Annotated in this window: 10 protein-coding genes; 5 read left to right on the plus strand and 5 right to left on the minus strand. The window is 60.9% G+C overall.

What is annotated here, in order from left to right; all coding sequences use genetic code 11:
• The coding region (locus WBB95_RS23970; protein WP_424489815.1) for a hypothetical protein at positions 1-672 on the plus strand (672 nt) is incomplete at its 5' end.
• 67 nt (positions 673-739) lie between these two features.
• On the opposite strand, the gene WBB95_RS23975 is transcribed toward WBB95_RS23970, so the two are convergent.
• The 3 genes from WBB95_RS23975 to WBB95_RS23985 form a co-directional block, all read right to left on the minus strand.
• The gene (locus WBB95_RS23975) at positions 740-1,801 is read right to left on the minus strand and encodes an FUSC family protein (protein ID WP_424489816.1); all 1,062 of its coding nucleotides are present in this window, start codon (positions 1,799-1,801) and stop codon (positions 740-742) included.
• A gap of 187 nt (positions 1,802-1,988) precedes the next feature.
• Entirely contained in the window at positions 1,989-3,605 is a 1,617-nt protein-coding gene (locus WBB95_RS23980; protein ID WP_424489817.1) for an NADP-dependent glyceraldehyde-3-phosphate dehydrogenase, read from the minus strand.
• 78 nt (positions 3,606-3,683) lie between these two features.
• On the minus strand, positions 3,684-4,757 hold the full coding sequence (locus tag WBB95_RS23985; RefSeq protein WP_424489818.1) for an MFS transporter: 1,074 nt from the start codon (positions 4,755-4,757) through the stop codon (positions 3,684-3,686).
• Between the two features lie 128 nt (positions 4,758-4,885).
• Between WBB95_RS23985 and WBB95_RS23990 the strand changes: the two genes are divergently transcribed.
• Positions 4,886-5,578, plus strand: a complete 693-nt coding sequence (locus WBB95_RS23990) for an ArsR/SmtB family transcription factor (RefSeq protein WP_424489819.1) — start codon at positions 4,886-4,888, stop codon at positions 5,576-5,578.
• A 62-nt stretch (positions 5,579-5,640) separates the two neighbouring features.
• The gene (locus tag WBB95_RS23995; RefSeq protein WP_424489820.1) at positions 5,641-6,516 is read left to right on the plus strand and encodes a Dyp-type peroxidase; all 876 of its coding nucleotides are present in this window, start codon (positions 5,641-5,643) and stop codon (positions 6,514-6,516) included.
• A 324-nt stretch (positions 6,517-6,840) separates the two neighbouring features.
• On the opposite strand, the gene sodC is transcribed toward WBB95_RS23995, so the two are convergent.
• Both sodC and WBB95_RS24005 read right to left on the minus strand, forming a co-directional pair.
• Entirely contained in the window at positions 6,841-7,362 is a 522-nt protein-coding gene (gene sodC, locus WBB95_RS24000) for a superoxide dismutase [Cu-Zn] SodC (RefSeq protein WP_424489821.1), read from the minus strand.
• Positions 7,363-7,477: 115 nt separating this feature from the next.
• A complete protein-coding gene (locus tag WBB95_RS24005; RefSeq protein ID WP_424489822.1) occupies positions 7,478-7,954 on the minus strand; it encodes a winged helix-turn-helix domain-containing protein in 477 nt (158 codons plus the stop codon).
• 678 nt (positions 7,955-8,632) lie between these two features.
• On the opposite strand from WBB95_RS24005, the gene WBB95_RS24010 reads away from it, so the two are divergent.
• Entirely contained in the window at positions 8,633-8,794 is a 162-nt protein-coding gene (locus tag WBB95_RS24010; protein ID WP_016969018.1) for a hypothetical protein, read from the plus strand.
• Between the two features lie 130 nt (positions 8,795-8,924).
• Positions 8,925-9,809 carry a SctD/MshK family protein gene (locus WBB95_RS24015; RefSeq protein ID WP_424489823.1) on the plus strand — a complete coding sequence of 295 codons (885 nt, stop codon included), beginning with the start codon at positions 8,925-8,927 and terminating at the stop codon, positions 9,807-9,809.
• Positions 9,810-9,936 lie beyond the last annotated feature (127 nt).

Here is a 9,936-nt window from a genome sequence, read left to right on the forward strand (position 1 = left end):
GGGCAAACGCTCTGGGTGGATTTTGCCGTGACTGGGAGGTCTATACCCATATTGGCAGGCTATGTGATCCCGCCGGCAGTGGAGGCGAACGGTATAGTAAGATTTGGCTTCCCTCGCAGCGCGTTAACAGCTGCGCCGAAGGGCTCGTGGGGTTACTTGCAAATGTATTTGTCATATGATGGTAGCCAGAACAAGGCTCGCGCAGTGTTAGTGTCGCAAACACCCTACATTGTTAACGATTCATTTGCGCCCGTTAATACTAGGTTTGTAAATGGCGCGGGCTCTTGGGGTATAGGGTCTGGAGGCTCTGGCGCTTATTTTACGCCTACTGGCCTATACGTAGGTACAGACCGTCATGATAACTCGTTCGCTGGTACAGTGGTTGCGACAACACTAAATCTTGCTGTTGGGCATACTTACTCCTTATCGTTTGTAGTTCTAAATAATACCCCCAACGGGAGGCAATATTATGATCCTGTGCTGGAGGTTTATGTGGGTGGGCGGCTGATCCATGGAGCACTTACTTTGCCGAAATACGCCTGGGCCTCTCTAACTGCTAATTTTACGGTGACAGCGAATGGACCGGCCACCGTCGTAATTCATAATCGTGTGAGTAATGGTATAGGTAACGACTTTTTCCTCCATACGGCATACGTCAATCGTTTAACTTGATCATTAAAAACCTCCATCGGGACAGCTCTACCTAACCTAGACTGTCCCTTTTTTTTTACACCCCCCTTTAAATCCTCCACCGCCCCGACGTCTTCGCCAACCGCCCCCGCATCCCCTCCACATTCGCCGCCAACTGCACCGTCAACAACCGATACCCATCCATCGCACTCTGCACCGGCGCCTCCAACCCACTGTCATCCCCGACCTGCACCGCACTCCGTTCCAGCCGTTCCGTCACCCCCGACTTCAACGCGCGCGCCATGCCCACCAACTGCACCCGAATCTGCCGATGTTCAGCCTTCAGCATCATCTGCATGCGCGCCGTTGCCTGTTCATCTCGCGGATCAGGCCGGGTATTGCCCAGAATCTCCAACGTGCTGATACACATGCGCAAGTGCCGCTGGATCGCGTCCAGCTCGGTCATGGAAATCTTCACTTCCTTGGACACCGACGGCATCAGCGAGCGCAGTTGCAGCATCGCCGCATTCAGGCGGTTGAGCAGTTTGAGGTGTTCGTCATCGGTGACTGACTGGCCGTTGATGATGCGGCTGTAGATCGCGGCGCAGTCGCGCAACGCGCTGGCGAGGTTGTAGCGCCACGAGTACACGGCGTACAGCGGTAGGGCGAAAGAGAAGGCCAGGGCCAGCACGATGCCGATCAGGATGTCGACGGTGCGCCACAGCCCATCCGACAGCGGATTGTCGCCGTGGCCGGCGACGATAAACACGGTGATCGCCGACAGCAGCGCGATGTAGCCGCCCTTGCCGATGGCGTGATAGGAGAAGAACCCGCACACGATGGACATCAATAAATAGGTGACCAACGGCTGGCCCAGGTAAGCCTGTTGCGCCACGATCGCCAGGCCGACACTGGCGCCGATGAGGGTGCCGTAAGCGCGTTCCACGGCTTTTTTGCCGATGTTGCCGTGGTGCTGCAACCCGCCGATGACGATCAGCATGGTCACCGAGGCCCACTCACCGTGCGGCAGGTTGATGCCGGTGGTGAGCAGGATCGTCGCCAGCAAACCGATGGACACGCGCACGGCGTGGATCAGCTTGGCGTGGCGATAACGGCGGTAGGGGTCGAGCAACGGGCGCAATAGGCGCCGGGCGAAGAAGGGCAGGTTCATCGGTATTAAAATGGCCTCGGTTGGCAGGTTGGCTTGGATCAACTGTGGGCGCTGGCTATTGTGGGAGCTGGCTTGCCTGCGATGGCGTCACCTCGGTCTGCCTGAAAAACCGAGTCGTCTGCATCGCGGGCAAGCCCGGCTCCCACAGAAGCCGGCTCCCACAACCACCAGTGTTTACCGTCGTGCTTTAGAAAATATAGTCCGTGGTCAAAAAGCTCGAATCGCGGTTGCGCAGTATGTCGCTGACCAGCGCCTTGTTGCTCTCCTGGAATTTGGTCGCCACCAGGGTGCGGATCGAGAACACGCGCAAGGCGTCGTGCACCGACAGCGTGCCCTCGGCCGAATTCTTGCGCCCGTTGAAGGGAAAGGTGTCCGGCCCGCGTTGGCACTGGGCGTTGATGTTAATGCGCCCGACCTGGTTGGCGAACGTGTCCACCAGCCGCCCCACCTCTACGGCGTTGGTGCCGAAGATGCTCAGTTGCTGGCCGAAGTCGGAGTTCAGCACGTACTCGATCACCGTCTCCAGGTCGCGATAAGGCACGATTGGGACTACCGGGCCGAACTGCTCCTCGGCGTACACGCGCATTTGCGGGTTCACCGGGTACAGCACCGCCGGGTAGAAAAACGAGCCGCGGCTGCTGCCGCCATTTTCGTTCACCACCTTCGCGCCGTGCTGCGCGGCGTCGGCCACCAGTGCGTTGAGGTAATCGACCTTGCCGACTTCCGGCAGCGGCGTCAGCGATACGCCATCTTCCCAAGGCATGCCGGGCTTCAGCGTGGTCAGTTTCTGGTTGAATTTCTGGATAAAACGGTCGACCACGTCTTCATGCACAAACAGGATTTTCAGTGCCGTGCAGCGTTGGCCGTTGAACGACAACGAGCCGGTGACGGCTTCGCTCACGGCATTGTCGAGGTCGACTTCGGGCAGCACGATGCCGGGGTTTTTTGCGTCCAGGCCGAGCGCCGCGCGCAGGCGGTGAGGTTTTGGGTGCAGCTTTTTCAGGTCACTGGCGGCCTTGTTGGTGCCAATAAACGCGAAGATATCAATCTTGCCGCTGGCCATCAGCGCGCTGACGGTCTCGCGGCCGCTGCCGTAGATCACGTTGATCACGCCGGCCGGGAAGCTGTCGCGGAACGCCTCCAGCAGCGGGCGAATCAGCAGCACGCCGAGCTTGGCCGGTTTGAACACCACGGTGTTGCCCATGATCAGCGCCGGGATCAACGTGGTGAAGGTCTCGTTCAACGGGTAGTTGTAGGGGCCCATGCACAGCGCCACGCCCAGCGGCACGCGGCGAATTTGCCCGAGGGTGTCCTGTTCCAGCTCGAAGCGGCTGGAGCGGCGGTCGAGCTCTTTGAGGGCGTTGATGGTGTCGGTGATGTAGTCACAGGTGCGGTCGAATTCTTTTTGCGAGTCTTTGAGGTTCTTGCCGATTTCCCACATCAGCAGTTTCACCACCGCGTCGCGCTGTTCACGCATGCGCCGCAAAAATGCTTCCACGTGCTGGATCCGGTCTGCCACGCGCATCGTCGGCCATTCACCCTGGCCACGGTCATAGGCGCGCACGGCGGCGTCGAGGGCGGTGAGGGCGGTCTCGGCATCCAGCAGCGGCGTGCTGCCGATGTGCACGCGCTCATCACCCAATTGCACCGGGCTTTGCACCTTGGCCAGCGCGCCGTTCCATACCTGTAACTGGCCATCGACCAGGTAATCGCGCTGTTCAATCGGCGCCGCGAGGCGGAATTGTTCGGGAATGTCGTCGGTGGAGGTCGGAAACAGCTGGGCGAGCAGGTTACTGGTGGTCATGTCGCTACCCCTGGAATAGTTGCAAAACATGACTAGAGAGTCACCCATCCAAGGGCTGTGTGGCAAGGGCCAGACGCATTACAACAGCCCGCCTGCCAACACCACACCCAGCGCGGCGCCCAATTGCCGGGCGGTGTTGAGGGTGCCGGCGGCGGTACCGGCCTGTTCCCTGGCCACCACGCTCATCAGCGCGCCGGTGGCGGCCGGGGTGATCAGGCCGGCGGCGAGGCCGATCATCGCTGTCGCCAGCGTGAAGCCGGAAGGCGCGGACGCTTTCGCCACCAGCAAACCGAAGCCCGCCACGTACATCAACAGCGCGCCACCGATCAGCCGACGGCTGCCCCAAACACGTACCAGACGCCCGGCCAGCAGGCTGCCGATACTCACCAGCACCGTCAGCGGCAGGAACGCAACGCCTGTCCATATAGGTGAAAAGCCCAAGGTTCGTTGGAAATACACGCCCATTAAAAACATCAGGCCGTACAGCAGCAACGCCGACACCAGGGACACCGCCACGCAAACGCTGAACACCGGGTTGCCGAACAGGGGCAAGACGCTCCAGCCCTGTGCGCGGGGCTGTATCACGCTGGCCGCGAGGCGCGCGCTCAGGCCGATGGCGAGCAGCCCCAAGGGCAGGTTGGCGAAGAAAATGCTGCGCCAGCCCAGGGTTTCGATCAGCACGCCGCCCACCAGCGGCCCGGTCGCCATGGCGATGCCGCCGCAGCCGGCCCACACGCCGATGGCCGACACACGCCCGGCCGGGTCGTCAAGGTACGCCTGGTTGATCAGCGCCAGCGAGGCTGGCACCAGCAGCGCCGCACCGACGCCTTGCAATACACGTGCGGGCACCAGCGCAAACACATTTACGCACAGGCCACACAGTAACGACGCGAGGGTAAAGAGCATCAACCCCGCGAGGTAAAGCCTGCGTGCGCCAAAACGGTCAGCCAAGGCGCCGCCGCCAAGCAGCAGGCCGGCAAAGCTCAAGGTGTAGGCGCTAACCACCCATTGCAGTGCGCTGATCTCGCTGTGCAGGCTGTTGGCGATGGGTTCCAGCGCAACGTTGACGATGGAGGTGTCGAGAATCACCAGCACGTAACTGAGGCTCGTGGCGGCCAGTACGCGCCGTTGCGTCACAGCAGGGGAAAGCATCGCAGGTCATCCTTGAAAGAGGCAGGCGGCGAATCTAGCGCAAGGGCCTTTGCCGATGCTTCGACCGTGGCCGAAGCATGCCGCTGCGCGACGCGTTTATACTCGGCCGCTCATGCCGGAGATGCGCCATGTCGACCCCGCCCACGTTTATTGAAATTGCCGCCTTGATCGCCGAGCCTGCCCGCGCCGTCATCCTGTTGGCGTTGTTCGACGGGCGCGCGCTGCCGGCCGGGGAGTTGGCATTCGCCGCCGCTATCACGCCGCAAACCGCGAGCACGCATTTGGCCAAGCTGGTCGCCGGTGGGTTGCTGGCCTGTGAAACCCAGGGCCGCCATCGCTATTACCGATTGGCCGGTGCCCATGTGGCCCAGGCCATCGAATACCTCAGCGCGATTGCGCCAATACCTGTGCCGGCGCCCAAACCCCTCACTCATCAGGCCCGGGGGCTGCGCTTTGCGCGGTGTTGCTATAACCACCTGGCCGGGCAATTGGGCGTTGCCGTGACCCAGGCTCTGCAAAGCAACGGCTACTTGCGCGCGATCGGCGATAGGCATTTCGAGGTGTCGCCCGAGGGGGCCGTCTGGTTCCTCACGCTGGGGATCGACGCGGGTGCCTTGAAACCCGCCCGCCAGTGCCTGGACTGGACCGAGCGCACCCATCATCTGGCTGGCCCATTGGGCGTGCAAATGCTCGGCGCCCTGTGTGAAGCCGGTTGGTTGCGCCGCGCAAAAGACTCTCGTGAAGTGCGGGTCACGCCCAAGGGCTGGGCGCAGTTCAAGGCGCAGTTAGGCCTGGCTCCGCGTGATCTGGAAAACCCTTAGCACAAGCGGGCGTGCGCCCCGCTCGTTGGGGTAAACTGCGCGGCTTTCTTGAAGGAGTTCACATGAGTCAGTACCAGCCGGGCATTCTTGCCGCACCGGTGCCGTTGCAGGCACGCCATCTGTTTTTCGCCGTTGACGTACTGGCAGCCGTGCCCGCCGCGTTGGACGCGCTGGTGACGTTGACGGACGCGGCCGCAGTGGTTGGTTTCGGTGAGCCGCTGGTCAGCGCATTGGGCGCTCATGTAGAAGGGCTGCGTACATTCCCTGCCATCAGTGGGCCGGGCGCGCACAACCCGTCGACCCAGCAGGCGCTGTGGGTGTGGCTGCACGGTGTGGATCGCGGTGAATTGCTGTTACGCAGCCGAGCGTTTGAAAAAGCCCTGGCCCCGGCGTTTCGCCTGGTGCAGATGACGGAAGGGTTCCGCTACAAGACCGGCTTCGACCTCACCGATTATGAAGACGGCACCGAAAACCCCCACGACGATGCCGCCGTGGAAGCGGCATTGACCGACAGCGGTGCCAGCTTTGCCGCGATCCAGCAGTGGCAGCACGACCTCGACGGCTTTGCCGCATTGCCTGCCCAGGCGCGCGATCACATCATCGGCCGTCGCCATGGCGATAACGAAGAGCTGGACGACGCCCCTGAATCCGCCCACACCAAGCGCACCGCCCAGGAAAGTTTCACCCCACAAGCCTTTGTGGTGCGCCGCTCCATGCCGTGGGCCGAGAACGGCCAGGCGGGGCTGATGTTCCTTGCGTTTGGCCATTCGTTTGATGCGTTTGAAGCGCAGCTGCGGCGCATGAGCGGGCTGGAAGACGGGATTGTCGATGGCTTGTACCGCATCAGCACACCGTTGACCGGCGGTTACTACTGGTGCCCGCCGCTCAAGGATGGGCATCTGGAGTTGAGTGCGGTCTTCGCTGTGTCGACAGTCTGAAACTGCGGGAGCCCGCTTTTGTGGTGATCTGGGGTTTTTATTGTGGGATGGTCTTCGAGGGGGTAAGCAGGTTTTTTGGGATAAACAGGCTCTTTGAGGGTGAGCAGGTTTTTTTGTGGTGAGCGGGCTTGCCCCCGCGCTGGGCTGCGAAGCAGCCCCAGAACCAGACACCGATGATTACCTGTCGCACCGCGCTCCTCTGCATTGGGGCCGCTTCGCAGCCCAGCGCGGGGCAAGCCCGCTCACCACAAGAAGGCCCGCTCACCACAAGAAGGCCTGCTCACCACAGAAGTAGGCGCCCCCACATCTGGCGGGTCTCGACCGTCAAATCACCCCACACACCAGGCGCTCACCCCCGCCACCCAACGGTTTGGGCATGTCGGAATGGTTGTCGCCACCGGCATGGATCATCAGCGCGTGGCCTTTGATCTGGGCGATGGTTTTCAAGCGTGGCGCGAGCACCGGGTTGGTGGAAGTGCCGTCCATGTTCACGTACAGCGCCGGCAGGTCACCCAGGTGCCCGTTGGCGTAAGGGCCCAGATGCTTGCCGGTTTTTTCCGGGTCGAAATGGCCGCCTGCCGCAAGTGCCGCGACTTTCACACCGTCTTTCACACCGGCGTCACAGCTGCCGTTTTCGTGAATATGAAAACCATGCACGCCCATCGGTAACGACTTCAGATCAGGGGTGAAGATCAAGCCGTAGGCCGATTCGCTGATGGTCACGTTGCCCACCGGCTGCGGCGCGCCATCGGCACTCACCAGGTTGACCGGGACTTGCAGCGAAGCGGCTTGGGCGGAGCCGACCGCGAGCAGGCTGAGCAGGCCGAACATAAGAGAGCGATTCATAAACGAGTTCCTGAAGGTTAGGTGTGTTGGGCAGTGTCAGGAACTACAACGATTGGGCCGCGCCAATAATTCCGTTGAAAAAAACATATTTTTCCAACGGAATAACCCACGCGAATCAGCTGTTTTGCCTATCGCCCTGCGCGGCGTGCATTGGCGCAAACAGCGGCACCATCCCTGCGCCTCGGCAGTGGCGGCAGCCATACACGTCGAGCACCACCGGCTCTTTCACCACCGGCACCGGCGTGGATTCGAACCAGGTAGGCGCGACAAAACGATAACCCTGGCCCGTCGCCGTGGCGATGTAGAACGATTCATCGTCGCCCAGGGCGCGGCGCAGGGTCTTGATCTGCGTGCGCAGGTTGCATTCTTCCACCACCAGTTTGGGCCAGGCGATGTCGAGCAATTGGGTTTTGCCCATCAACTCGCCGGGCCGCGAGGCGAGGGCGATCAGCAGGGTCAGGGCGCGGTTGCCCAGGGCCACAGGTTGCCCATGCTTGAGCAGCACATGACGTTGGGGCAGCAGTTGAAACGGGCCGAAGTGGATCTTCAAAGAAGCGTCGTCGGTGAGAGGGCTGCGAGTCGGGTACGTCATGTCATTCAACCTTTTGCGTTGGAAACACAGGCCGGCGCGGCTCCCTTTTGCGCCAGGCTGCGAGGGAGGGTCAGGTGTTGTTGATCAAAACCAAGTTGTTTCTTATAGGAGCGCTTGCGCACTAAGGGTTTCGGCTATTAGTGCAACTGTACTAATCAGGGCCGGCAGCCTTAGTTGCTGGCAGGCAATAAGGTCGCTTGCGCCGAGCCATCAAACGCGACGATCAAGTCGCTTTTGTTACAAATGGAAATATCTGGGAAGTTGGACAAAGGGCTATTAGCGAAAAATGTGAACTCCATACAAAAAAAGTCCTGAAGGGCTGGTCCGTGGCTCACCCCGGCCAACGGTTATTGTTCATGACTGCCGCCGCAGCGGGTGAAAGGTCCCCGTAAACATTGGGCTTGGCCGTGTTTGGGTTTTTTGCGGAAAGTTCCGCGCACCTAAATGGATGAGATTCTCTCAATGCCAGGTTGAGCCAAACCTTTCACACCTTGTATCTGAAACGTTTCACAAGCTTTCACAGCGAAGGCGTTTTGATCGTGAGTAGTATGGATCCCATGCAAACCAACGACGGTTCGAAAGCTCACTGTCTGACGTTTTGGGCATTCACCGGTTTGCATACTTTCAGCGTGCTGTTGCGCAACTGAATAACTTCCCAATCGATGCAAGGAGATGAACATGGCTGATGTCCCACCAGTAAAAGCAGGCGGCGCCGACGACGCTATCGCGAAGATGGAAGCGACCTTCAACATGGCTATCGAGAAGTCGGCCAAGATCACTGAAATCAGCACCGCGAAAAAAGCTGAGCTCGACGCTACCAAACAGCGTCCGCAGAACTGATTTGCCAAACGGGCGGCGCCGGCGCTGCCCGTTTACCCATCGCACACACCCGCTTTAAAAAACGTTGCACCGTTGTTGATCCACGCAGGCGTGCATGCGGCCTGTGATTCTCAAGGGGGCAAACCCGAACATGACAGCCTTGATTTCCTTGGGCCCGGTCGCCGGTATTGGCGCACCGACCCTGACCGTGACCGGCGGTTTGCACCAGGGCAGTTCCCTGGTGCTCGACCAGCCTGTCTACACGATCGGCGCGGACCTCGCGGCCGACCTGGTGCTCAGCGATCCCGGCATTGCCGGCCTGCACTTGCGCTTGCGGTTCGAAGGCGGCCAAGTGGCCGTTGAAGCCTTGGGCGGCGAGGTGCTGCTCAGCGGCAACGTGCGCATTCCCCAAGGCAGCGGGCATCGCGCGCGACTGCCGTTGCAACTGCGGATCGGCGCGGCGGGCGTGAGCCTGGCGTTGCCCGAGGGCGCTGAAAAACCGGCGGGTCCCCCGCGCAAACTCACGCCGTGGATTGTCGCGCTTGCCTTGCTGTTTATCTGCGCGGGGGCATTGGCGTTTCGCAATGACACACCGCCGGCTTCGGCTGCAGCGGTGGTGGATGTTGCACCCGTGAAAAAGACCACCCGCGAGCAAGCCAAGGCCTGGCTGGAGCAACAGCTTCAGGCGGCGCATCTGGAGGCGGTGAAGGTCAGCAACAGCAACGGCCAGCTCAGCGCCGTCGGCAGTTTTGAACAATCGCAAAAACCGCAGTGGCTGGCGTTGCAACAAGCCTTCGACCAGCGTTATGGCCAGCAAATAGTGCTCAACCCCAAGGTGGCTGTGCGCGCTGATGCCGCGCGGCCGCGCGTGCGTTTCCAGGCGGTGTGGTTCGGCACCCATCCTTATGTGATCAACGACAGCGGCAAGCGCCTGTACCCCGGCGCGGCGCTGGCGGACAACTGGGTGCTGGAGCGCATCGAGAATAACCAAGTGATTCTCGCCCGAGGCGAGGAGCGCTTCACCTTTACCTTATGAGCTTGCCTATGGGATGTGCGCGGCCCACCTTTGAGAGCTGGCTTGCCGGTGATGACGCCCTCCAGGTCGACCCCAATCCAACTGCCACGCCCAAATTTAATTGTGGGAGCTGGCTTGCCTGCGATGA

This window comes from Pseudomonas sp., from assembly GCF_049645325.1.
Classification (GTDB): Bacteria; Pseudomonadota; Gammaproteobacteria; order Pseudomonadales; family Pseudomonadaceae; genus Aquipseudomonas.

Coding starts and splice junctions, on each gene's coding strand:
- WBB95_RS23975 (WP_424489816.1), bottom strand. CDS start 1,801: ATGAACCTGCCCTTCTTCGCCCGGCGCCTATTGCGCCCGTTGCTCGAC.
- WBB95_RS23980 (WP_424489817.1), bottom strand. CDS start 3,605: ATGACCACCAGTAACCTGCTCGCCCAGCTGTTTCCGACCTCCACCGAC.
- WBB95_RS23985 (WP_424489818.1), bottom strand. CDS start 4,757: ATGCTTTCCCCTGCTGTGACGCAACGGCGCGTACTGGCCGCCACGAGC.
- WBB95_RS23990 (WP_424489819.1), top strand. CDS start 4,886: ATGTCGACCCCGCCCACGTTTATTGAAATTGCCGCCTTGATCGCCGAG.
- WBB95_RS23995 (WP_424489820.1), top strand. CDS start 5,641: ATGAGTCAGTACCAGCCGGGCATTCTTGCCGCACCGGTGCCGTTGCAG.
- sodC (WP_424489821.1), bottom strand. CDS start 7,362: ATGAATCGCTCTCTTATGTTCGGCCTGCTCAGCCTGCTCGCGGTCGGC.
- WBB95_RS24005 (WP_424489822.1), bottom strand. CDS start 7,954: ATGACGTACCCGACTCGCAGCCCTCTCACCGACGACGCTTCTTTGAAG.
- WBB95_RS24010 (WP_016969018.1), top strand. CDS start 8,633: ATGGCTGATGTCCCACCAGTAAAAGCAGGCGGCGCCGACGACGCTATC.
- WBB95_RS24015 (WP_424489823.1), top strand. CDS start 8,925: ATGACAGCCTTGATTTCCTTGGGCCCGGTCGCCGGTATTGGCGCACCG.